Raw genomic sequence first — 21,156 nt, 5'->3', positions numbered from 1 at the left:
CGGTGACGGAGGGCAGGGTGACGGTCATGCCGTGCGCTTGCGGGCCGTCGTCTTCTTGGCGGTCGTCTTCTTCGCCGTACTCTTCGCGGTGCTCTTGGTCGTGCTCTTGGCGGTGGTCTTCGCCGCCGTCTTCTTCGTTCCCTGGGCCGTCTTCGCCGTCGACTTCTTCGCGGACGCCGTCTTCTTCGCCGCCGTCTTCTTCGTCGCCGTCGACTTCTTGCCGGCCGCCTGCTTCGGTGCCGCGCGGGACGTCTTGCGCTCGGGCAGGCGTCTGACCTGCGCCTCCTCCTTCTCCGGCGCCGCCGGCTCCTCGCCGCGCGACTCCTTCGCCGCCCGTACGCTCTTCTCCAGGGCCGCCATCAGGTCGAGGACCTTGCCGGCCTTCGCCGGTTCGGGTGTCTCCGGCGGGGCCTCGCCGGCGGCCTTCGCGGCGACGACCTCCTCCAGGGCCTCGCGGTAGGCGTCGTGCAGTTCGTCGAGTTCGATCTCGCCGAGGGTGTCCATCAGGGCGTCCGCGAGGTCCAGTTCCTTGTCGTTCACCGTGACGTGGGTGTCCGGGGCGACGCCCTCCGGGGCCCGGACCTCGTCCGGCCACAGCAGTCCGTGCATGGCGATGGCGTCCTCGACGACCCGCAGCATGCCCAGTCGCTCCCGACCCCGCAGGGCGTACTTCGCGATGGCGACCTTCTGGCTGCGCTTCAGCGCCTCGCGCAGCAACGTGTACGGCTTGGCCGCGGGGGCTCCGCCGGCGGCGAGGTAGTACGCGCTGTCCATCTGGAGCGGGTCGATGCGGTCGGCCGGTACGAAGGCCACGATCTCGATCGTCTTCGCGGTCGGAAGGGGCAGGTGGGACAGGTCCTCGTCGGTGATCGGGATGATCGTGCCGTCCGCGTCCTCGTATCCCTTGCCGATCTCGGCCTGGGTGACCTCGCGGTCCTCCAGCTCGCAGACCTTGCGGTAGCGAATACGGCCGCCGTCCTCCGTGTGGATCTGACGGAAGGAGATCGAGCGGTTCTCCGTGGCGTTCACGAGCTTGATCGGAATGCTGACCAGGCCGAACGAGATGGCGCCGTTCCAGATGGATCGCACGTGCAGCACCCTTTCGGTCGTTATGCCAGGCTCACCCGGACATCCACCAGGTTTTCTGGAATTCTCATGGTATGACGCCGATCACAGAGGTGGAGGGGCGGCGGCTCGCGCTCAGCAATCTGGAGAAGGTGCTGTATCCGGCGACCGGCTTCACCAAGGGCGAGCTGCTGCACTACTACGCCACCACGGCCGACTTCCTGCTGCCGCATCTGCGGGATCGGCCCGTGTCCTTCCTGCGGTACCCCGACGGGCCGGAGGGCCAGGTGTTCTTCGCCAAGAACGTCCCGCCGGGCACCCCTGACTGGGTCACGACGGCAGAGGTGCCGCGCGTCGAAGGGCCGGCGCGCATGGTGTTCGTGCAGGATCTCGCGAGTCTGATGTGGGCCGCGAACCTCGTCACCGAGTTCCATACGCCCCAGTGGGTGATCGGTGCGCCCGGTGAGGCGGACCGGCTGGTCTTCGACCTGGACCCCGGGTCGCCGGCCACCGTCGTCGAGTGCTGCGAGGTCGCTCTCTGGCTGCGGGAGCGGCTGGCCGCCGACGGGATCGAGGCGTACGCCAAGACCTCCGGTTCGAAGGGGCTCCATCTCGTCGCGGCCGTTCGGCCGGCGCCTTCCGAACAAGCGACCGAGTATGCCAAGGGGCTGGCCGTGGAGGCCGAGAAGGCCATGCCGCGGCTGGTGATCCACCGGATGACGAAGAGTCTGCGGCCGGGGAAGGTGTTCGTCGACTGGAGTCAGAACGCCGCGCGGAAGACGACGGCCACGCCGTACACGTTGCGGGCTCGACGGGAGCCGTCGGTGTCCGCGCCCGTTACCTGGGAGGAGGTGGCGGAGTGCCGCTCGCCCGCCGCGCTTGCCTTCCTCGCGGGTGACCTTGCGCCTCGGCTTCAGGATTACGGTGACCTGTTCTCTGGGCTGCTTCTGCCGGAGAGGGTGGGGCGGTTGCCGTGAGGGTGGCTGAGGTCAGGTGTGTGGCTGACGGGTGGTGGGGGCTGGGCGCGCGGTTCCCCGCGCCCCTAGGGGGTTGGACGGCCGCCGGGTTCAGGGGCACCGGCGTTTTGGGGCCGTGGGGGGCGTCGTCACCGTGTGTGGCTCCCCGATCGTGGGGGCTGGGCGTGCGGTTTCCCGTGCCCCTGGGGGCGATGCCGGGGATGTCGGCCGAGGTGTACCCCCCTCAGCCGGCGGCAGCCCACACTCGGCGGTCCCTCGCCATCGCGTGGAGGGCCTCCACGTCTGCCGGTTTCAGTACGCCACCCAGACGGGCCAGGCCCGGTAGGTCGGTGTGCTGGAGGATGCGGATCTCCAGGTGGGGGGCGGTGATGGTGATGTCCGTGGGGGCGAGGAGGGCGAGGGCCGGGTGGACCTCGGCGGTGAGGGTGTGGGAGGCGCGGTCGGCGTTGCGGCGGAGGTGGCGAAGGAGGGGGGTGGGCTCGCGGCGGCCGAGGGAGATCATCGGGTCGGCGACGGTCACCTTCTGCTTACGGGCGTAGAGGGAGTGGACGGCGAACAGGCCACCGGGGCCGAGCAGCAGATGGTGGATGCGGTCTCCGCCGGGGAGCGGCACGGAGTGCAGCGTGTGCCAGCCCGCGCCGTCCAGGCGGTCCAGGGCCTCGCCGACCGTCTGCTCCGCGGTCAGCGCCCGGCGCCGCGGGTCGGCGCGCAGCCGGTGGGAGGGGCCCGGATCCCGGTCGAGGGCGACGAGGAGCGCCTCACCGGGGCGGTTGGGCGCGAGGTCGTCGTCCGGGTGCAGGGCCAGCCGGGCCAGTTCCGCGGGGGTGGGGACCGGGGGCGGGCCGACGGTCACCGGGCCGGTGACGAAGGGGCCGAGGGCCTCCAGCACATCGTCCTCGCGGTCGGCGGAGAGCAGGTTGATCCGAGCCGCCTCACGGTCGTACCAAGCGATGTTCCGCCCGTCCTCGAGGCAGACGTAGAGCCGTTCCTGGCCGTGTCGCCAGGTCGGTATGACGCGCAGTCCACTCATGCACCATCACCCCACTGACCATGGGAACAGGCGGGGTGCTGCGGGGGCAAGAACCCGGTTACCTTTGAGAGGAGTTGGGGGAGGCGCCGTTGCGTACCCGCAGGAAGCAACCCGACGTACCGGCTCCGGACAGCCCGTGGAGCGAGATCGAGCCAGGCCTGTGGATGGGCGGGCACGAGTTCCGGGGGCAGTCGGGGCAACTGGAGTTCGCGGTCGTACGGGACCAGTTCGATCTCGTACAGACGCTGCTGCGCCTGCCCGGGCACGGGCCGGATCCCGGCGTCGAGCACCATGTGTGGCCGATTCCCGACGGGCCGCTGGACGGGACCCAGCTCGCGGGGGTGATACGGCTGGCGGAGGCGGCGTGCGAGGCGCTGGACGAGGGCCGCAGGGTCCTCGTCCGCTGTTATCACGGGTACAACCGCTCGGGCCTCGTCGTCGCCCACGCCCTGACCCGCCGGAGCCGCTCCGCCGAGCAGGCGATCCGGCTGATACGCTCCCGCCGCTCTCCCTGGGCCCTGCACAACGAGCTGTTCGTCGACTACCTCCGAGCCGGCCTGTCGACCGCCCGGCTCCTCGAAGAGCTCGCCGAGTAACCGTTTCCAACCGTTTCGCCCGTCCGCCCACCGGGTGCGCAAAAAGGACTTCCGTCCGAATAGTGTGTACGGGCCGACACCGCCCCGAGCCCCAGGAGAACCGTGCCCCGCAGCCGCCCCACGCGCATCGCCGCGCTTGTCGCCCTGCTGCTGGCGGCCGCGACGGCCTGCGGTGACGCCGGGGATCTCCAGGGCGCGGGCCCGACCGAGACCGCGGTCAGCCCGGACAAGCTCTGGCCGAGGCTTACGCCGGCGTCCCGTCCCGCCTATGAGATCGGCGAGGTGAACCGGGAGGTCGTGAAGGGTGTCACCGTCCCCGGCGGCGACCTGCGCGACGTGAACCCGGTGGCGGTCGTCCGCAAGGAGATCGCCAAGAGCCCGGGGGACTACGAGGGCGACGACGCGCCGTACCGCGACACCGGTCGGTTGATGGCGGACTGCGCCAAGGGTGCCGGGCACGGGAAGTGCCCGGTGCTGCGGCCGTACTACCGGGATCTGACCGGCGACGGGCGGCCCGAGCTGACGCTGGGGTTCCGGCTGATGCCGGGCAAGACGACCGCGGTGCGTGTCTACACCGTGGAGAAGGACCGGCTGGTGCAGGTGATGAGCTGGGACGACGCCGTCAGCGCCGTCGAGCTGGCCCGGCGGTCGGTGATCATACGTTCGCCGTCCGAGGTGGCCGGCTACGAGTACCGGCTGCAGTGGACCTGGGACGGGGACCAGAAGGCGATGCTGCTCACGCACGACGAGATGCTGCGCACCGGCCCGCGCGAGAAGAAGACGCCCAGCCCCTCGCCTTCGCACTCGGCCTCGCCTTCGCACTCCGCCTCGCCGTCCGCCGCACGCTCGGCCTCCTCCTCGGCGGGCACCCCATGAGGCTCGGGCTCCCCCAGTGGGCCGGCACGCTCGCCGTGAAGGCCGCCGTCTTCATCACGGTGATGTGCTGCGCGCTCGCCGCGCTGCTCGGCATCCTCGTGCACGTCTCGGTGACGAACCAGACCGTCGGCCAGGCCCGCGAGCTCGCGCTGTCCCGGCTGGAGGACGCGACGACCGCGTTCGAGGCCGGCGACACCCTCCGGCACGGTGTCTCCGTCGACCCGCCGGAGCTGCCGGACTCGCTGCGGGAGCTGGCCGTCGCCGGGGAGCGCGGCACGATGGTCGCCGACTACCGGGGGCGGCCCACCATGTGGGCGGCGGGCCCCGCCGACGGCGCGCGGGCGCTCGCGGTCGAGGTCGACTACTCGCAGCAGGCCCGCACCATCGAGGGTCTTGACCGGGCGATCCTGTGGTCGTCGGGGCTGGCGATCGGGGCGACGCTGCTGGTGGGCGCGTTCGCGGTGACGCGGGTGACGCGCCGGCTGCACACCACGGCCCGGGTGGCCCGACGGATCAGCGGGGGCGACCTGGACGCGCGGGTCGACGATCCCCGTACCAAGGATCCGACCCGGCCGCAGGACGAGGTGGCCGCCGTCGCCGCCGCCCTCGACTCGATGGCGTCGTCGCTGCAGAGCAAGCTGCTGGCCGAGCAGCGGTTCACCGCGGACGTCGCGCACGAGCTGCGTACGCCGCTGACCGGGCTGCACGCGGCGGCCGAGCTGCTGCCGCCGGGGCGGCCGACGGAGCTCGTGCGGGACCGGGTGGCCGCGTTGCGGACGCTGACCGAGGATCTGCTGGAGATCTCGCGGCTGGACACCGGGCGGGAGCGGTCGGAGCTGGACACCGAGCCGCTCGCGGCGCTGGCGGAGCGGGTTGTCCGGGCGTCCGGGACCGAGACCGAGGTCGTTGTCGTGCGGGACCTCGTGGTGGATACCGATCGGCGGCGGTTGGAGCGGGTGCTGGGGAACCTGGTGGCCAATGCGCACAAGCATGGGCGGGGGCCGGTGTCTCTGACGGTGGACGGGCCGGTGGTGACGGTGCGGGATCACGGGGACGGCTATCCGGAGTATCTCGTCGCGCATGGGCCGCAGCGGTTCCGTACGGAGGGTGGGGCCAAGGGGCATGGGCTGGGGTTGACCATCGCGTTGGGGCAGGCGGAGGTGTTGGGGGCTCGGCTTTCGTTTGCGAACGCGGTGGATGGGGGTGCCGTAGCGACTCTGGTGTTGCGGTAGGTGGGGCGCGGAGGAGGGCCGGGGCCTCAGGCTGTACGCCGGCTGCGGGTCGTGGGGGTCGATCGCGCAGTTCCCCGCGCCCCTGGGAGTCTGCCCCTTCGGGGCACTCCTCCTATGACCCAGTGTGGCGGGCGACCCTCACACTGCGTTCCCGCCTCGCGATACCCATAACCTGAGACGCCGGGACAGTCATGTGATCCGGACCGCGCACCGGGGCGACGTCGTCTCGATCTTCTGCAGGACCCCGGGTCAGCGGGTGCAGGGCAACTCGGGCACAAGCCACGCTGGTGCTGAGCCGTAAGACACACAAGACGGACTAATTGGGTAAGTTCCGGACATGACCAAGGCCGGAACCACCCTGGTGGCAGCGGACGCGCCCGCTCCCGCCGCACATCTCCCCCGGCGCCGTGGCATCGAACTGGCCCTCATCGTCGTGGCCGTCCTGCTCTCCGTGTACGGCTACTGCGCGGTCGGTATCGCCAAGCACGGCACCGTCCCGCCCGGCGCCGCCGGCTACGGCGCCGGGCTCGGCGTACTCGCGCTGGTCGCGCATCTGGCGGTCCGTCTGCGCGCCCCCTGTGCCGACCCGTTGCTGCTGCCGATCGGCGTGCTGCTCAACGGCCTCGGTCTGGTCCTGATCTACCGGCTCGACCTGGAGACACCGGACGACCGGGCGGCCCCCGCCCAACTCGTGTGGTCCACGCTGGGCGTGGCGTTGTTCATCGTGGTCGTCCTCCTGCTGCGCGACCACCGGGTCCTCCAGCGCTACTCCTACGTCTGTGTCGTCGCCGCCCTCGTCCTCCTCACCCTGCCGATCTTCTTCCCCTCCGTGAACGGCGCCCGCATCTGGATCCGGATCGCCGGATTCTCCATCCAGCCCGGCGAGTTCGCGAAGGTGCTGCTCGCGGTGTTCTTCGCGGCCTATCTGGCCGCCAACCACAGCGCGCTGGCGTACACGGGCCGGCGGGTCCTCGGGATGGACCGGCTGCAACTGCCCACCGGTCGTGTCCTCGGCCCGATCGTCGCCATCTGGCTGCTGAGCGTGGGCGTCCTGATCCTCGAACGCGACCTCGGCACCTCCCTGCTGTTCTTCGGCCTGTTCGTGGTCCTTCTCTACGTCGCCACCGGCCGCACCGGCTGGATCGCGCTCGGTCTGCTGCTCGCGGCGCTGGGCGCGGTGGCCGTCGGGCAGTTGGAGCCGCATGTGCACGGCAGGGTCGAGGACTGGCGGCATCCGTTCGCGTCGATCGAGGCGGGCGAGGGCCCGAACCAGCTGTCGCAGTCGCTGTTCGCGTTCGCGGCGGGCGGCATGCTCGGCACGGGGCTGGGCCGCGGTCACTCGATCCTGATCGGCTTCGCGGCCAAGTCGGACTTCATCCTGGCGACGGCCGGGGAGGAGCTGGGCCTGGCCGGCCTGTCCGCGATCTTCATCCTGTACGGCCTGCTGGTGGAGCGCGGCTACCGCGCCGGGCTCGCCCTGCGCGACCCCTTCGGGCGGCTGCTCGCGGTGGGGCTGGCCTCGATCGTGGCGCTTCAGGTGTTCGTCATCGCGGGCGGGGTGACGGGTCTGATCCCGTTGACCGGCATGGCGATGCCGTTCCTCGCCCAGGGCGGCTCGTCGGTGGTCACCAACTGGGCGATCGTCGCGCTGCTGATCCGGGTGAGCGACAGGGCGCGCAGCCGGCTCGGCGTACCCAAGGCCGAGGAGGCGGCCCGATGACCCGGCACATCCGGCACGCCGCCTTCTTCTGCGCCGTACTGCTGGTCGCGCTGCTCGTGAACGCCACCCGCATCCAGGTCTTCGAGGCCCCGTCCTACGACGACAACATCGCCAACCGCCGCACCACGATCTCCCGTTACGGCCAGCCGCGCGGCGACATCCTGGTCGACGGGACGCCGGTCACCGGATCCCGCGACACCCGGGAGCCGCTCCGCTACGAACGGACGTACACGAACGGTCCGATGTACGCCCCCGTCACCGGCTTCGCCTCCCAGGTGTACGGCACGACCCTCCTGGAGCACACGGAGGACGGCGTCCTGTCGGGCACGGACCCCCTGCTGTCGCCCTTCCCGCTCTGGAACGGCTCCGCCCGCGACCGGTATCCCAGCGGTGACGTCGTCACCACCCTCCGCGGGGCCGCGCAGCGGGCGGCGTACGAGGGGCTGGCGGGCCGCAAGGGCGCGGTGGCGGCCGTGGAGCCGGCGACGGGCCGCATCCTGGCCCTGGTGTCGGCCCCGTCGTACGACCCGTCCGTGCTGTCCGGGAACCGTTCGGCGGTGGCCCGGTCCTGGGCGACGCTGAACCGCGACCCGGACAAGCCGATGCTCAACCGGGCGGTGCGCAAGACGTATCCGCCGGGTTCGACCTTCAAGGTGCTGACGGCGGCCGCGGCCCTGGACTCGGGGGTGATCGAGGACCTCGACGAGCCGACCGACTCCCCGGACCCGTACACCCTGCCCGGCACCAGGACCTCCCTCACGAACGAGTCCAAGGGCTGCAAGGACGTTCCGCTGCGCAAGGCGTTCGAGTGGTCGTGCAACACGGTGTTCGCCAAGCTCGGGGTGAAGGTGGGCGTGGACCGGATGGCGAGGACGGCGGAGGCCTTCGGCTTCAACGACGCGGACCTCAAGATCCCGTACTCGGTCGCCCGGAGCACCTTCGACACGACGGTGGACAAGGCCCAGCTAGCCCTGTCGTCGATCGGCCAGTACAACACCCGTGCCACCCCGCTCCAGATGGCGATGGTCGCCGCGGCCGTGGCCAACGGCGGTCAGGTGCGCTCGCCGTATCTGGTGGAGCGCACGACCCGGGCGGGCGGCTCCACGGTGTCGACGGGCGGCTCGCGCCCGGCACGGCAGGCCATGCGGCCCTCGACGGCCGTACTCCTCAAGGAGCTCATGGTGGACGTGGTCCGCGAGGGCACCGGCTCGAACGCCTGGATCCCCGGCGCGACGGTCGGCGGCAAGACCGGCACCGCCCAGCACGGCCTCGGCAACTCCGGGACGCCGTACGCCTGGTTCGTCTCCTGGGCGAAGGGCGACACGGACCTGGAACCCAAGGTCGCCGTGGCCGTCGTGGTGGAGGACGCGGACGCCGACCGGGGCGAGATCAGCGGCGGCGGTGACGCGGCGCCGATCGCGCGGGCGGTGATGGAGGCGGTGCTGAACTCGCCCTCGCAGGACGCCCCTTGACGCGCCACGAGTGCCCGAGTGCTGAGACACCCCCTGGACCTGCCGTCCGCCCCGACCTACCGTTCGGTCCATGACCACACCTGCCACCCCGGAAGCCGCCTACGAACTCGCCCAGGTCAACATCGCCCGCCTCAAGGCCCCGCTCGACTCCCCCCAGTTGAAGGACTTCGTCGACAACCTCGACCCCGTGAACGCCGACGCCGAGGCAGCCGACGGCTTCGTCTGGCGTCTGAAGGGCGACTCCGGCGACGCCACGGACGTGAGGGTCTTCGGCGACGAGTGGCTGATCATCAACCTGACGATGTGGCGCGACACCAACGCCCTGACCGCGTACATGTACCAGGGCCGCCACCGCGAGATGCTGGCCCGCCGCCGGGAGTGGTTCGAGCGGGTGCAGGAGGCGATGACGGCCCTGTGGTGGGTGCCCGCGGGTCACCGCCCGACGGTCGCCGAGGCGGAGTCCCGCCTCCTCCACCTCCGTACGAACGGCCCGACGCCGTACGCCTTCACCCTGCGCACGTCGTTCCCGCCGCAGGGGGCGGAGCCGCTGCTCGGCGAGGTACCGGACGGCCTGGGCTGCACCCCCTAGCTTTCGCCTGCTCCCTCATCGATCGCCTCGCCCACCTCGGCGACCCGTTCCCGCTCCTCGGCGGCGAACCGCTCGGCGTCCAGCTTCTCGGCGATCTCCTCGTCCTGCGCCATCAACAGATCCAGATTCGAGTCCCCCATCTCGAAAACGCCCATGTCCACGTAGGCCTGCTGAAGGCGCGGACCCCACAGCCCGATGTCCTTCACACAGGGAACGATGCGGGAGAAGAGGAGCCGGCGGAACAACTGCAGGAACTCCGACCGCTCACTGATCTGCTCGGCCTCCCCCTTCGGAATGCCGAAGTTCTCCAGGACCTCGACACCCCGCAGCCGGTCCCGCATCAGATAGCAGCCCTCGATGACGAACTCCTCGCGCTCACGAAGCTCGGCATCGGTCAACTGCTTGTAGTAGTCCCGGAGCGCCATCCGCCCGAAGGCCACGTGCCGAGCCTCGTCCTGCATCACATACGCCAGGATCTGCTTGGGCAACGGCTTGGTGGTGGTGTCCCGGATCATCCCGAAGGCCGCCAGCGCCAACCCCTCGATCAGCACCTGCATACCGAGATACGGCATGTCCCACCGGCTGTCGCGCAGGGTGTCGCCCAGCAGGGCCTGGAGATTGTCGTTGATCGGATAGACCATCCCGATCTTCTCGTGCAGAAAGCGCCCGTAGATCTCGGCGTGCCGCGCCTCGTCCATCGTCTGGGTCGCCGAATAGAACTTCGCGTCCATGTCGGGCACCGACTCGACGATGCGCGCCGCGCAGATCATCGCGCCCTGCTCACCGTGGAGAAACTGGCTGAACTGCCAGGAGGCGTAGTGCTTCCGCAGCTCGCCCCGCTCCCGCTCGCTCATCTTCGCCCAGTACGACGTCCCGTACAGGGCCATCGCCTCCTCGGGCGTGCCGAGCGCGTCGCAGGGATCGACCTCCAGGTCCCAGTCGATCCTGAGCTGCCCGTCCCACTGCTTGTCCTTGCCCTTCTGGTACAGGGCCAGGAGCCGCTCACGCCCGTCGTCGTACTCCCAGCCGAACCGGGCCGCGCCGGTCGCGGGCACCTGCCAGAGGGGCTCTCCGGGGTCGTTGGCGTACAGGTCATAGGTCGGCATGCCCCGCAGGCTCACACGCGATAGACGAGGCGTCAACAAGTCCCGCACAGGGGATTGACGACCTTGCTGACAGGCAGTCTCATAAGACACGGACGACGTACCCCCCGGTAACAGAGGTGAGCGACCGATGACGACCCTGACGGAAGCCGACGCGCTCGACGGACTGCGTGACGCACTCGGCCTGCTCAAGGACCGCGAACAGGTGGCCGAACGCCTCCTGGCCTCGTCCGCCAAGCACTCCTTCGACCCCGACAAGGAGCTGGACTGGGACGCGCCCTTCGAGGAGGGCAAGTGGTTCTGGCCCCCGGAGCTGGTCTCGCTCTACGACACGCCCCTCTGGAAGCGCATGAGCGAGGAGCAGCGGATCCTCCTCTCGCAGCACGAGGCCGCCGGCCTCGCCTCCCTCGGCATCTGGTTCGAGATCATCCTCATGCAGCTTCTGGTCCGCCACATCTACGACAAGGCGGCGACGAGCGCCCACGTCCGCTACGCCCTCACCGAGATCGAGGACGAGTGCCGGCACTCCAAGATGTTCGCCCGCCTGATCTCCCACGGTGACACCCCCTGGTACCCGGTCAGCCGGGCCCACCAGCACCTCGGCCGCCTCTTCAAGACGATCTCCACCACCCCCGGCTCCTTCACCGCCACCCTCCTCGGCGAGGAGGTCCTCGACTGGATGCAGCGGCTGACGTTCCCGGACGAGCGGGTGCAGCCGCTGATCCGGGGTGTCACACGCATCCACGTCGTGGAGGAGGCCCGCCACGTCCGCTACGCCCGCGAGGAGCTGCGCCGGCAGATGGTGACGGCCCCGAAGTGGTCCCAGGAGTTCACACGGGTCACCTCCGGCGAGTTCGCCCGGGTGTTCTCGGTGGCCTTCGTGAATCCCGAGGTGTACACGAACGTGGGCCTGGACAAGCGGGAGGCCACGGCCCAGGTGAAGGCGAGCGGGCATCGCCGGGAGGTGATGCAGACCGGGGCGAAGAGGCTGACGGACTTCCTGGACGACATCGGGGTGCTGCGGGGGGTCGGTAGGCGACTGTGGAGGTCGTCCGGGCTGCTGGCGTGAGTCGGGACCTGAGCGGTTGGGACGCTCGCCCGCGCCGGGCGGGGCAGCGCCCTTGAGGGGCGCGGGGAACTGCGCGATCAGCCACGACGGACCCGCAGCCGCCAAATCACCGCACCCGCCACGGCGACTAGGCTTCATCCCATGTCCGCCGCCCCGGCCTACCGCCGCCTCAGCGTCGAGGAGCGACGCAGTCAGCTCCTCGACGCCGCGCTGAAACTGTTCGCCCACCGCACCCCCGAGGACGTGTCCCTGGACGACGTGGCGGAGGCGGCAGGCGTCTCCCGCCCCCTCGTGTACCGCTACTTCCCGGGCGGCAAGCAACAGCTCTACGAGGCCGCCCTCCGCTCGGCCGCCGAAGAGCTCCAGCACTGCTTCGACGAACCTCGCGACGGCCCCCTCCTCCCCCGCCTCTCCCGCGCCCTCGACCGATATCTCACCTTCGTCGACGAGCACGACACCGGCTTCAGCGCCCTCCTCCAGGGCGGCAGCGTCGTGGAGACCTCCCGCACCACCGCCATAGTGGACGGAGTCCGCCGCGCCGCGGCCGAGCACATCCTCAGCCACCTGGAGGTCACCGACCCCGGCCTCCACCTCCGTATGACGGTCCGCATGTGGATCACCGCGGTCGAGGCGGCGTCCCTGATCTGGCTCGACGAGGGAAAACAGCCCCCCGTGGCGGAACTGCGGGACTGGCTCGTGGACCAGTTCGCCGCCGCACTCTCCGTCACCGCGAACCGGGACCCCCAGACCGCCGCCCTGGCCGAGAAGCTCGCGGCGGATGGCTGACACTGGTGCCGTGAAGAGCGAAGACACCCCCTTCGAGGGCGGCCCCCTGGACGGCCGCGTCCTGCCCGTGCTCCTGGGCATCACCGGCCACCCGCCCAAGACGTACCGCGTCCCGGTCCCCGACCCGCACGGCGGCCCGCCCACGGTCCTCGTCTACCACCGCGTACCGCGCACCCAGGGCCGCATGGGCCTCTCCCAGCGCTGGAAGTACGAGTACGACCCCGAGGGCCGGCAGACCCGTCGGCTGAACTGGCCGTGGTCCAAGCCGGACGCCACGCCGCAGAGCAGGCCACACGACACGAACGAGTGATCGGGTTCCGCCGACCCGAGCACACCCGTCGCGCGAACACGTCGTCCCGGGCTAAGGCTCGCGGTGCGGAGCAGAGATCCTCTCCGCACCGGAGGTGATGACGTGTCAGGAAGGCTTCTGCGTCTGGCGTGTACGGCGGCGTCGGCCGCCACGATCCTCGCATCGGCCCCGGCGCCCGCGACGGCGGCCCCCGAACCCTCGTCCCCCGAACCGCAGGAGCGCTCGACAGCGAGCCTCCTGACGGACCTTCAGCGGCTGTACCGACAGACCGAACAGGCCACGGAGGCCTACAACGCCACCGAGGAGAAGCTGAGGAAGCAGCGCGCCGAGGTGGCCCGCCTGGACGCCGCCCTGGCCCGCGCCCGGCTCTCCCTGCACCACAGCCGGGGCGCGGCCGGCCGCCTGGCCCGCCAGCAGTACCAGAACACCACGGACATCTCCCCGTACGTACGTCTGCTCCTGGCCCGCGACCCGCAGCACGCCCTGGACCAGGGTCATGTCATCGGCCTGCTGGCACGTGAGCGCGCGGCGGCGGTCGGCCGGCTGACCGGCACGGAACGCAAGGCCGACGAGCTGGCCCGCAAGGCCCGCAAGGCCCTCGACGCGCGGCTCGCCCTGGCGGAGCGTCAGAAGAAGGACAGGGACACCGTGAAGAAGCGCCTCAAGAAGGTCGAGGAGCTCCTGGCGTCCCTGACCGCCGCCCAGCTGGCGGCGCTGGCCGAGTTCGAGAAGACCGGCATCGCCAAGGCCCAGCGGGCCTTCCTGGCGTCCGGTGCCCTGGCCAAGGACGATCACAAACCGTCCTCCGAGGCCAATCGGGCCATCCGCTACGCCAGGAAGCAGCTGGGCAAGCCGTACAAGTGGGGCGCGGAGGGCCCGAAGTCGTACGACTGCTCAGGTCTGACGTCCGAGGCCTGGGCCCATGCCGGCACCCCGATCCCCCGCACCAGCCAGGAGCAGTGGGCACGGCTCGACCGCATCCCGCTGACCGAGCTGCGCCCGGGCGACCTGGTCGTCTACTTCCCGGACGCCACGCACGTGGCGATGTACGTCGGCAAGGGCAAGGTGATCCAGGCTCCGCGCACCGGCGAGAAGATCAAGGTCTCGCCGATCGCGTCGAACCCGGTCCTGGGTGCCGTACGCCCGAAGGAGTCCTCGAAGGCGGGCAAGCGGGTCAGCTCCCGGAAACCTCAGCGAGATACGCCCCGGTCTTCTCCGGATCGTAGAAGAAGTTCTCGAAGTCAGCCGGGTCGTTGAAGCCGTTGGCGAACCGGTCGGCGACCGGCGGCAGCTGTCCGGCCGCGCCGATGAGGTTGAGAATGTGCTCCGGCGGCGGCGCCAGCATGGCGTTGGTCCACTTGGTGACGTGCTGCGCGGTGGCCCAGTACCGGTCGAACGTGGCGCGCATCCACGTCTCGTCGAACTCCTTCTCCCCGTGCTCGACGATCGAGGCGAGGTAGGCGGCCGCGCACTTGGAGGCCGAGTTGGAGCCCTGTCCGGTGATCGGGTCGTTCGCCACGACGACGTCCGCGACCCCCAGCACCAGCCCACCGCCGGGCAGCCGCCCGATCGGGTTGCGCACGGTCGGCGCGTACCGCCCGCTCAGCACGCCGCCCGCGTCCGTGAGCTCGACCTCGGTGGCCCGCGCGTACTCCCAGGGGACGTACTTCTCCATGAGTTCCAGGGTCAGGGAGAGGTGTTGCGCCGGGTCCTTCACGCCGTCGAAGACGTCGAGCGGGCCGCCGGGTATGCCCTCCCAGAACAGGATGTCCGCGCGCCCGGACGTCGTCAGGGTGGGCATGACGAACAGCTCACCCACACCCGGGACGAGGTTGCAGCGCACGCCCTCCTGGTCCGGGTGCTCCGGACGCGGGCCGAGACCGTGGACGTACGACACGGCCAGCGCACGCTGCGGCTCGCTGTACGGGGAACGCTCGACATCCCGCTCGAACATCTGGACGAGCTCGCCCTTGCCGGCCGACACCAGCACCAGGTCGTACGTACGGGAGAAGTAGTCGAGGTCGCCGACCGCCGCGCCGTGGATGACCAGCTGGCCGCCGCGCTGCGCGAAGGTCTCCATCCAGCCGGCCATCTTCACCCGCTGGTCGACCGACTGCGCGTACCCGTCGAGGTGCCCCAGCCAGTCGATCGCCCTCACCGCCGGACCCTCGCTCCAGGAACCCGGGGCCGCCACCGAGACGCCGAGTCCTTCGATCTTCGGGGCCTGGGACTCCCAGAAGTTCAGCTGGAGATCGCGCTCGTGCTGAAGTGCCGTGTGGAACATGCACTGCGTGGACATGACCCGGCCGGAGCGGATCTCGTCCGCCGTCCGGTTGGACATCAGGGTGACCTCGTACCCGTGCGACTGGAGTCCGAGGGCGATCTGGAGTCCGGACTGACCGGCTCCGACGACGAGTATCTTCCGCATCCGGGGCTGTTCTCCTACTCGGCTCTACTCGGGGGTTTCGTCCAGTGCGTGCCGGACCAGGGCCAACAGGGTCTCGATGGCCGAAATCCGACGCCGCGCATCCATGATCATGACAGGTATGTGCGCGGGCACGGTCAGGGCCTCTCGGACGTCCTCCGGCTCGAACAGCTCGCTGTCGTCGAAGTGGTTGACCGCGACGACGTACGGCAGCCCGCAGCTCTCGAAGTAGTCCAGCGCCGGGAAGCAGTCCTTCAGGCGCCGGGTGTCGGCCAGGACGACCGCGCCGATCGCGCCGCGCACCAGGTCGTCCCACATGAACCAGAACCGCTGCTGGCCCGGCGTGCCGAACAGGTAGAGCACCAGGTCGTCGTCGAGCGTGATGCGGCCGTAGTCCATGGCCACGGTGGTGGTCATCTTGCCCGGCGTCGAGGTGAGGTCGTCGGTCTCCTCGCTCGCCTCGGTCATCAGCGCCTCGGTCTGCAGGGGCGTGATCTCCGAGACGGCGCTGACCAGCGTGGTCTTGCCCACGCCGAAGCCGCCCGCCACCACTATCTTCGTGGCGACGGGGGCCCGGGTCCGGTCCGTCTGCCAGGGCTGTTCGGGCTCCTCGTCGACGAGGAGCGGGGAGACACCGCGAGCGGCGTCAGAGACGACGGAGTCCACTCAGCACCCTTTCCAGCAGCGCGCGTTCCGGCCGGCCCGTGCCATGGCCGGTTCCGGTGCCGTACACACGGATCTTTCCCTGGTCCGCGAGGTCGCTGACGAGCACCCGGACCACGCCGAGCGGCATCTTCAGCAGCGCGGCGATCTCGGCCACCGTGCGCATACGGCGGCACAGTTCGACGATGGCCCGCATCTCCGGCATCACCCGGGTGGAGAGCGAACCGTTCGTGAGCTCCTTGCGCTCTTCACCGGCCTCCAGCGCGGCCGTGCTGCCGACGAACGTCTCGACGAGGAGGACGTGGCCGAAACGGGTGCGGCCGCCGGTGAGCGAGTAGGGGCGTACGCGGGCGGGCTTGCGGTCGCCGCCGCGGACGGGGAGCTGGGGCCTGCTGTGCGGGGCGTTGCTCATCGGGTACTCCCTGCCGACGCGGTCTCGACGGACTTCCGTAGCTCGCTGCGGAGTTCGGGGGTGAGCACGTGGCCGGCCCGGCCGACGAAGAGCGCCATGTGGTACGCCACGACGCTCATGTCACAGTCGGCGGAGCCGTGCACGCCGAGCAGTGAGCCGTCGCTGATGGACATCACGAACAGGCTGCCCTCGTCCATCGCGACCATCGTGTGCTTCACGCCGCCGAACTGCATCAGCTTGGCGGCGCCGACGGTGAGGCTGCCGATGCCGGAGACGATGGTGGCCAGGTCGGCGGAGGAGCCGCGCGGGCCGGTGGGCTTGTCGGGCCGGGCTTCTCGGGCCTCGGCGTTTCGGGCGTGGTCAGAGGAGAGCAGGAGCAATCCGTCGGAGGAGACCACCGCGACTGACTGGATGCCCGGCACCTCCTCGACCAGATTCGTCAACAACCAGTGCAGGTTGCGGGCTTCACTGCTCAGTCCGAAGGTACTGGGCGCGGTCAACTGCTTGCCTCCTCGGCTGTGCCCCCCGTGGCTGCTTCGGATTGTGCTGTCGGGGCCGTGTGCTGGCCCGTCTGTTCGGCGATCTCTGCCTGTACCTCGCGGTGGCCCGCCTCCGCTCCCCTGCGGAATCCGCCGAGTCTCCTGCGGAGGGCTTCGGCGTCCACGGTGCCGGTTCGCTGGCGCGGGGCCTGGGCGGGGGCGGTGATCTTCGGGGTGCGTTTGGGCAGGCCCTTGTCGGTGAGGGGGTCCTCGTCCGGGGTGCGGGTGTGTTCCGCCTCGGCTTCGCCTTCGGCGGGGTTCTCGTTCCCACCCGCACCACCCGTGCGGCCATCGTCGCCGACTGCGGGTGGCCCCAGCGGAGCGTCCTCACCGTCGGCGGCCGCGGGTCGTCCGTCGATGCCATGTTCGCGGGCCGCGGGCTCGGCGGCGAACTCCGCGGTCGCGGGCTCGGTGGCCACCGGCCCACCGAACGTCGGCCCACCGGGCGGCGACGCGGCGAGCCCTGGCGTCGCGGGCTCGGCGGCGAACTCCGCGGTCGTCGGCTCTGGGACCACCGGCCCCGCGGCAACCGACCCGCCGGCGGCCGGCTCGTCCGGTGCCGGCTCGGGGGTCGGCTGTGGCGGGAGGAGGAGTTCCATCGTGGTTTCGGCAGGGTGTTCGCGTTCCTGCTCGGGGGCGGGGGGTGTTGATCGGTTCTGGGACGTTTCCCGTACGGCCTGTTCCGCGAGTTCCACCAAGGGGTCGGTGGGCTTGGTGCGGCCGTGCAGGACGTTGGAGTTGGCCTCCGCGTCGGCGCCGGGGAGGGAGAAGGCGGGGGCGCCGGCCGGGGGACGTGTGTCCGAGGGGACCGCGGACGCGGGTGCGCCGGCCAGCAGGCCCTTGGGCAGGACCGCGACCGAGGCGACGCCGCCCTGCTTCTGCTCGCGGAGCTGGACGCGGACGCCGTGGCGGTGGGCGAGGCGGGCGACGACGTAGAGGCCGAGGCCCAGGCCGTCGTCACCCTCCTGGTCGTAGGAGTTCTCTGGGTCGAAGTCGGCAAGGCGGGAGTTGAGGCGGGTCAGGCGATCGCTCGTCATCCCGATGCCCTCGTCCTGGACCGACAGCATGACCTCGCCGCTCTCCAGCAGCCAGCCGGAGACCTCGACGGGCAGGTCGGGCGGGGAGAACGACGTCGCGTTCTCCATCAGCTCGGCCAGGAGGTGGGAGAGGTCGTCCGCGGCGAAGCCCGCCACGTGCGCGTGCGGCGGGAGCGCCGCGATGCGTACGCGCTCGTAGCGCTCGATCTCGCTGACCGCGGCCCGTACGACGTCGACCAGCGGGACCGGTCCCGCGTGCTGCTGGACATGCTCGGTGCCCGCCAGGACGAGGAGGTTCTCGCTGTGCCGGCGCATGACGGTGGCGAAGTGGTCGAGCTTGAAGAGCGTGGCGAGGCGCTCGGGGTCCTGCTCGCGCTCCTCCAGGCCCTCGATGACCGCGAGTTGGCGCTCGACCAGGCCGAGGGTGCGCAGGGCGAGGTTGACGAAGGTGTTGCCGATGCTGCCGCGCAGCCGCTCCAGCTGGGCGGCGGACTCGGCGAGTTCGGCGCGCAGCCCCTCGCGGGCGTCCGCCATCTTCTGGCGCTGGCCGACGAGGTGCTTGCGGTCGGACTCCAGGGTGGTGACGCGCTCGTGGAGGCCGAGGGCGTGCGCGTGCAGGGCGTTGACGGAGTCGACGACCTGGGCGAACTCGTCCTTGCGGCCGGTGAACTTGACCGGCTCCTCGACCGCCGGGTCCTCGGCGCGGGCGAGCCGGGCGGAGCCGAGGCGCAGGACGGCGAGGGGCCGGGTGAGGCTGCGGGCCATGCCGGTGGCGACGCCGACGGCGAGCAGCATCAGGGCGCCGAGGATCGCGATCCGGATCTCCAGCGCGGTGACGTCGTCGTCGCGCAGCTGCTCCAGGTCCTTGGTGCGGCGGTCGTACAGAGCGGACTCAACACCGCGCATCAGGTCGACGCGGGCGGACAGGGCTGCCTCGGCGCGCTTGGTGTCCGTGGCCAGGTCACGGTCGGAGAGCGCGGGCTGGTCAGTGAGAGCGGCGAGATACCGGTCGGCGGTGTTGACCTCGGGGCCGGTGACCGTGGAGTCGTACGACGTGCGGGCCGTCTTGGGCGCGGTGTCGTGGAAGTCGGCGAGGGCGGCGTCGGAGCGCAGCCGGGCCTGCTGGGCGGCGGCACTGAGGGCGGCGCGCTGCTTGGCGTCCGCGTCCGTGGAGGTCTTCTGGGTGCTCGCGATGCCGGTGATCGGGTCGACGACCGTCTCGGTGGTGGTCGGCACGCTCAGCGCGGCGAGCAGCAGCCCCCGGGTGGCGGCGGCCTGCTGGACGGCGGAGTCCAGCTCGGCGAGCGCGTGGGCGCCGGCGCCCGCGCGGGGCGGCATCTGCTCGGCCAGGCTCTCGGCGAGCCGGTGGAGTTCGGTGATGGTGGCCGAGTACGCGGTGTGCGCCTCCAGCGCGTCGCTCTTGCCGGTGAGCGCGCTCCTGCGTACGGCGGCGATGGCGTCGAGGTCGTCACGCAGCGAGGCGGGGGCGTCGGGGTCGGCACGCAGTTCCTCGACCTGCCGGTCGACGCGGACGCTGCGCTGCTCGCTGGGCGCCTTGGACTTGGGACGGCCGGCGGCGACGTACGACGTGACCTCGTCGCGCTCGTCGGCGAGGGAGTGGGCGAGCGTGAGCGCGTTCTCCGTCTGCTCGGCGAGGGTCACCAGTCCCTGGGAGTCGTGCAGTTGCCCGGAGGCGGTGACGATCGAGGGGACGCCGGCGCCCGCGATGGCGGCGGCCACGACGGCCACGGCGACGATCAGCCGGTTCCGTACGTGCGTCGGGCGCCCCCTGCCCGCGGGTGCGGCATCGCCTGTGGTGCCGGTCGAGGCGCCGGGAGTGGGCTGCGTGCCCCCTGCGGAGGCCGTCTGCTTGCCTGAGCGACGAGGCCGCGTCTTCTGCACCGGTGCTCGCATTCCTGACTCGTGATACCCATGGGTCCGGATGACGCTCCGTCAACTACCGCCGACCTCGCGTACACCCCTCCCCCAAGCTCTCGACGTTGCTCGAGCAGGGGGTGTCCTCACCGGTCCCCGACCCTCCCAGTGCCGGTGGGCGACGGCCGCGCATCACCTGACCCGCCACCCGAAGGAGTGAACCCCGGAGGGGAGTTGGCGGGCAAGTTCCTCGGGCGCGTGCACTCGCCTTGTACGGCAGGCCGGTTGGACGTCTGCGGCGGGCGGTGGCAGTATTCGCCGCCACGCCTTCCCGGAGCGCTCCATTCCACCCCAAATCCGACGTCTGACCTGCGAGACCTCGCCCATTCGGCAGTCGATGCGACCCCTTCATGGACCTTGTGAAGGGCTCGTGCAGACTGGCCGAATGCGAACAGAGCTTGTTTCGGAGCCCGGCGATCCGGCCCGCCCCAACGAGGACTTCGCGAGTGTCGGCCTTCCCGCCTCGGGACAGGGCGGCGTACTGGTGGTCCTGGACGGAGTGACCCCACCGCGGGGTGAGACGGGCTGTCTGCATTCGGTCCCCTGGTTCACCGGGCGGCTCGGCGGAGCCCTGACCGAACTGACCGTTTCACTCCCCGATGTTCCTCTCACCGAGGCGCTGAGCCGGGCAATCACACGTACCGCTGACGCACACACCCAAACCTGTGACCTTTCTCACCCACGCACCCCACAGGCCACGGCGGTTCTGGCCCGCTGGTCGCCGGAGACGGTCGAGTACCTGATCCTCTCCGACTCGGCCCTCCTGCTGGAAGCGCCCGACGGCACCATCACCCCCTGCCTCGACGACCGTCTGGCCCGCCTCCCCCGTGCCTCGCTGGCCACGGACGCCCTGATCGACGCCCACATCCGCAACAAGGAGGGTGGCTTCTTCACGGCGGCCGCGGAGCCGTCGGTGGCGGCGCGGGCGGTGACAGGGGTGCTGCCGCGCGGCGAGGTCCGGGCCCTTGCGGCGCTGACGGACGGGGCGACGCGCTGGGTGGAGAAGTTCCGGGAGGGCGACTGGGGGGACTGCTTCACCTTCGTACGGAAGGAAGGGGCGCAGGGGCTGGTGGACCGTGTGCGGGCGCTGGAACGGGCGGACACGGAGGAGCGGACGTATCTGGGGCGGAGCAAGACGCACGACGACGCGACGGTGGTGTACGTGCAGTGGTGAGCGGGCGGGGATCTCACCCTCGCTCACCCCAGACTGCTCGGGCGGTCGGCACGCCCTGCCGGGGATCTCACCCACGCTCGCCCCGGACGGTCGGACGGTCCGCACGCCCCGGTCGCCCCGGACTGCTCGGACTGCTCGGACTGCTC

Annotated in this window: 20 protein-coding genes; 12 read left to right on the top strand and 8 right to left on the bottom strand. The window is 70.8% G+C overall.

Annotated features, from left to right (window positions below; translation table 11 throughout):
* Positions 1 to 24: 24 nt before the first annotated feature.
* Positions 25 to 1,089: a non-homologous end joining protein Ku gene (ku, locus tag ACZ4UU_RS26000; RefSeq protein ID WP_471905767.1), complete on the bottom strand. Its 1,065-nt coding sequence runs from the start codon at positions 1,087 to 1,089 to the stop codon at positions 25 to 27.
* A 71-nt stretch (positions 1,090 to 1,160) separates the two neighbouring features.
* On the opposite strand from ku, the gene ligD reads away from it, so the two are divergent.
* Positions 1,161 to 2,042 (top strand): non-homologous end-joining DNA ligase, encoded by an 882-nt coding sequence (gene ligD / locus ACZ4UU_RS25995; RefSeq protein ID WP_471905766.1) that lies wholly within the window; start codon positions 1,161 to 1,163, stop codon positions 2,040 to 2,042.
* Positions 2,043 to 2,265: 223 nt separating this feature from the next.
* Here ligD and ACZ4UU_RS25990 read toward each other — a convergent pair whose 3' ends face one another.
* Positions 2,266 to 3,072, bottom strand: a complete 807-nt coding sequence (locus ACZ4UU_RS25990) for a nuclease-related domain-containing protein (protein ID WP_471905765.1) — start codon at positions 3,070 to 3,072, stop codon at positions 2,266 to 2,268.
* Positions 3,073 to 3,161: 89 nt separating this feature from the next.
* On the opposite strand from ACZ4UU_RS25990, the gene ACZ4UU_RS25985 reads away from it, so the two are divergent.
* The 6 genes from ACZ4UU_RS25985 to ACZ4UU_RS25960 all read left to right on the top strand — a co-directional run bounded on the left by ACZ4UU_RS25985 (position 3,162) and on the right by ACZ4UU_RS25960 (position 9,557).
* On the top strand, positions 3,162 to 3,668 hold the full coding sequence (locus ACZ4UU_RS25985) for a protein-tyrosine phosphatase family protein (RefSeq protein WP_471905764.1): 507 nt from the start codon (positions 3,162 to 3,164) through the stop codon (positions 3,666 to 3,668).
* A 102-nt stretch (positions 3,669 to 3,770) separates the two neighbouring features.
* Positions 3,771 to 4,544, top strand: coding sequence for a hypothetical protein (locus ACZ4UU_RS25980; RefSeq protein ID WP_471905763.1), 774 nt, complete (start codon positions 3,771 to 3,773; stop codon positions 4,542 to 4,544).
* The gene (locus tag ACZ4UU_RS25975; RefSeq protein WP_471905762.1) at positions 4,541 to 5,776 is read left to right on the top strand and encodes an ATP-binding protein; all 1,236 of its coding nucleotides are present in this window, start codon (positions 4,541 to 4,543) and stop codon (positions 5,774 to 5,776) included. The genes ACZ4UU_RS25980 and ACZ4UU_RS25975 overlap by 4 nt, the downstream gene beginning before the upstream one ends.
* Before the next feature lie 337 nt (positions 5,777 to 6,113).
* Positions 6,114 to 7,496, top strand: a complete 1,383-nt coding sequence (locus tag ACZ4UU_RS25970) for an FtsW/RodA/SpoVE family cell cycle protein (protein ID WP_471905761.1) — start codon at positions 6,114 to 6,116, stop codon at positions 7,494 to 7,496.
* On the top strand, positions 7,493 to 8,968 hold the full coding sequence (locus ACZ4UU_RS25965) for a penicillin-binding transpeptidase domain-containing protein (RefSeq protein WP_471905760.1): 1,476 nt from the start codon (positions 7,493 to 7,495) through the stop codon (positions 8,966 to 8,968). Before ACZ4UU_RS25970 ends, ACZ4UU_RS25965 begins: the two co-directional genes overlap by 4 nt.
* Positions 8,969 to 9,038: 70 nt before the next feature.
* On the top strand, positions 9,039 to 9,557 hold the full coding sequence (locus ACZ4UU_RS25960; protein WP_471905759.1) for a DUF3291 domain-containing protein: 519 nt from the start codon (positions 9,039 to 9,041) through the stop codon (positions 9,555 to 9,557).
* Here ACZ4UU_RS25960 and ACZ4UU_RS25955 read toward each other — a convergent pair.
* Complete coding sequence (locus tag ACZ4UU_RS25955; protein WP_471905758.1) at positions 9,554 to 10,663, bottom strand: ferritin-like domain-containing protein; 1,110 nt, start codon at positions 10,661 to 10,663, stop codon at positions 9,554 to 9,556. The two genes, ACZ4UU_RS25960 and ACZ4UU_RS25955, sit on opposite strands and share 4 nt — an antisense overlap.
* A 127-nt stretch (positions 10,664 to 10,790) precedes the next feature.
* On the opposite strand from ACZ4UU_RS25955, the gene ACZ4UU_RS25950 reads away from it, so the two are divergent.
* The 4 genes from ACZ4UU_RS25950 to ACZ4UU_RS25935 all read left to right on the top strand — a co-directional run bounded on the left by ACZ4UU_RS25950 (position 10,791) and on the right by ACZ4UU_RS25935 (position 14,082).
* The gene (locus ACZ4UU_RS25950) at positions 10,791 to 11,729 is read left to right on the top strand and encodes an AurF N-oxygenase family protein (RefSeq protein WP_471905757.1); all 939 of its coding nucleotides are present in this window, start codon (positions 10,791 to 10,793) and stop codon (positions 11,727 to 11,729) included.
* 141 nt (positions 11,730 to 11,870) lie between these two features.
* Positions 11,871 to 12,515 carry a TetR/AcrR family transcriptional regulator gene (locus ACZ4UU_RS25945; protein WP_471905756.1) on the top strand — a complete coding sequence of 215 codons (645 nt, stop codon included), beginning with the start codon at positions 11,871 to 11,873 and terminating at the stop codon, positions 12,513 to 12,515.
* A complete protein-coding gene (locus ACZ4UU_RS25940) occupies positions 12,508 to 12,825 on the top strand; it encodes a hypothetical protein (RefSeq protein WP_471905755.1) in 318 nt (105 codons plus the stop codon). The genes ACZ4UU_RS25945 and ACZ4UU_RS25940 overlap by 8 nt, the downstream gene beginning before the upstream one ends.
* A 102-nt stretch (positions 12,826 to 12,927) precedes the next feature.
* Positions 12,928 to 14,082: a C40 family peptidase gene (locus ACZ4UU_RS25935; protein WP_471905754.1), complete on the top strand. Its 1,155-nt coding sequence runs from the start codon at positions 12,928 to 12,930 to the stop codon at positions 14,080 to 14,082.
* Here ACZ4UU_RS25935 and ACZ4UU_RS25930 read toward each other — a convergent pair.
* The 5 genes from ACZ4UU_RS25930 to ACZ4UU_RS25910 are packed head-to-tail and all read right to left on the bottom strand — an operon-like array spanning position 14,000 to position 19,815.
* Positions 14,000 to 15,253, bottom strand: coding sequence for a styrene monooxygenase/indole monooxygenase family protein (locus tag ACZ4UU_RS25930; protein ID WP_471905753.1), 1,254 nt, complete (start codon positions 15,251 to 15,253; stop codon positions 14,000 to 14,002). The genes ACZ4UU_RS25935 and ACZ4UU_RS25930 overlap by 83 nt on opposite strands.
* A gap of 24 nt (positions 15,254 to 15,277) precedes the next feature.
* Positions 15,278 to 15,916, bottom strand: a complete 639-nt coding sequence (locus ACZ4UU_RS25925) for a GTP-binding protein (protein WP_471905752.1) — start codon at positions 15,914 to 15,916, stop codon at positions 15,278 to 15,280.
* The gene (locus ACZ4UU_RS25920) at positions 15,897 to 16,325 is read right to left on the bottom strand and encodes a DUF742 domain-containing protein (RefSeq protein ID WP_471905751.1); all 429 of its coding nucleotides are present in this window, start codon (positions 16,323 to 16,325) and stop codon (positions 15,897 to 15,899) included. The genes ACZ4UU_RS25925 and ACZ4UU_RS25920 overlap by 20 nt, the downstream gene beginning before the upstream one ends.
* Entirely contained in the window at positions 16,322 to 16,825 is a 504-nt protein-coding gene (locus ACZ4UU_RS25915; RefSeq protein ID WP_471905750.1) for a roadblock/LC7 domain-containing protein, read from the bottom strand. The genes ACZ4UU_RS25920 and ACZ4UU_RS25915 overlap by 4 nt, the downstream gene beginning before the upstream one ends.
* The gene (locus tag ACZ4UU_RS25910) at positions 16,822 to 19,815 is read right to left on the bottom strand and encodes a sensor histidine kinase (RefSeq protein WP_471905749.1); all 2,994 of its coding nucleotides are present in this window, start codon (positions 19,813 to 19,815) and stop codon (positions 16,822 to 16,824) included. The genes ACZ4UU_RS25915 and ACZ4UU_RS25910 overlap by 4 nt, the downstream gene beginning before the upstream one ends.
* A 406-nt stretch (positions 19,816 to 20,221) precedes the next feature.
* Between ACZ4UU_RS25910 and ACZ4UU_RS25905 the strand changes: the two genes are divergently transcribed.
* Positions 20,222 to 21,010, top strand: a complete 789-nt coding sequence (locus tag ACZ4UU_RS25905) for a protein phosphatase 2C domain-containing protein (RefSeq protein WP_471905748.1) — start codon at positions 20,222 to 20,224, stop codon at positions 21,008 to 21,010.
* Positions 21,011 to 21,156 lie beyond the last annotated feature (146 nt).

It is taken from the genome of Streptomyces sp. NPDC028907, assembly GCF_055564995.1.
The sequence above is the reverse complement of the archived record's forward strand: the minus strand, read 5'-3'. Positions and strand labels throughout refer to the sequence as shown.

Coding starts and splice junctions, on each gene's coding strand:
- ligD (WP_471905766.1), top strand. CDS start 1,161: ATGACGCCGATCACAGAGGTGGAGGGGCGGCGGCTCGCGCTCAGCAAT.
- ACZ4UU_RS25990 (WP_471905765.1), bottom strand. CDS start 3,072: ATGAGTGGACTGCGCGTCATACCGACCTGGCGACACGGCCAGGAACGG.
- ACZ4UU_RS25975 (WP_471905762.1), top strand. CDS start 4,541: ATGAGGCTCGGGCTCCCCCAGTGGGCCGGCACGCTCGCCGTGAAGGCC.
- ACZ4UU_RS25970 (WP_471905761.1), top strand. CDS start 6,114: ATGACCAAGGCCGGAACCACCCTGGTGGCAGCGGACGCGCCCGCTCCC.
- ACZ4UU_RS25965 (WP_471905760.1), top strand. CDS start 7,493: ATGACCCGGCACATCCGGCACGCCGCCTTCTTCTGCGCCGTACTGCTG.
- ACZ4UU_RS25960 (WP_471905759.1), top strand. CDS start 9,039: ATGACCACACCTGCCACCCCGGAAGCCGCCTACGAACTCGCCCAGGTC.
- ACZ4UU_RS25955 (WP_471905758.1), bottom strand. CDS start 10,663: ATGCCGACCTATGACCTGTACGCCAACGACCCCGGAGAGCCCCTCTGG.
- ACZ4UU_RS25950 (WP_471905757.1), top strand. CDS start 10,791: ATGACGACCCTGACGGAAGCCGACGCGCTCGACGGACTGCGTGACGCA.
- ACZ4UU_RS25945 (WP_471905756.1), top strand. CDS start 11,871: ATGTCCGCCGCCCCGGCCTACCGCCGCCTCAGCGTCGAGGAGCGACGC.
- ACZ4UU_RS25940 (WP_471905755.1), top strand. CDS start 12,508: ATGGCTGACACTGGTGCCGTGAAGAGCGAAGACACCCCCTTCGAGGGC.
- ACZ4UU_RS25930 (WP_471905753.1), bottom strand. CDS start 15,253: ATGCGGAAGATACTCGTCGTCGGAGCCGGTCAGTCCGGACTCCAGATC.
- ACZ4UU_RS25920 (WP_471905751.1), bottom strand. CDS start 16,325: ATGAGCAACGCCCCGCACAGCAGGCCCCAGCTCCCCGTCCGCGGCGGC.
- ACZ4UU_RS25910 (WP_471905749.1), bottom strand. CDS start 19,815: ATGCGAGCACCGGTGCAGAAGACGCGGCCTCGTCGCTCAGGCAAGCAG.
- ACZ4UU_RS25905 (WP_471905748.1), top strand. CDS start 20,222: ATGCGAACAGAGCTTGTTTCGGAGCCCGGCGATCCGGCCCGCCCCAAC.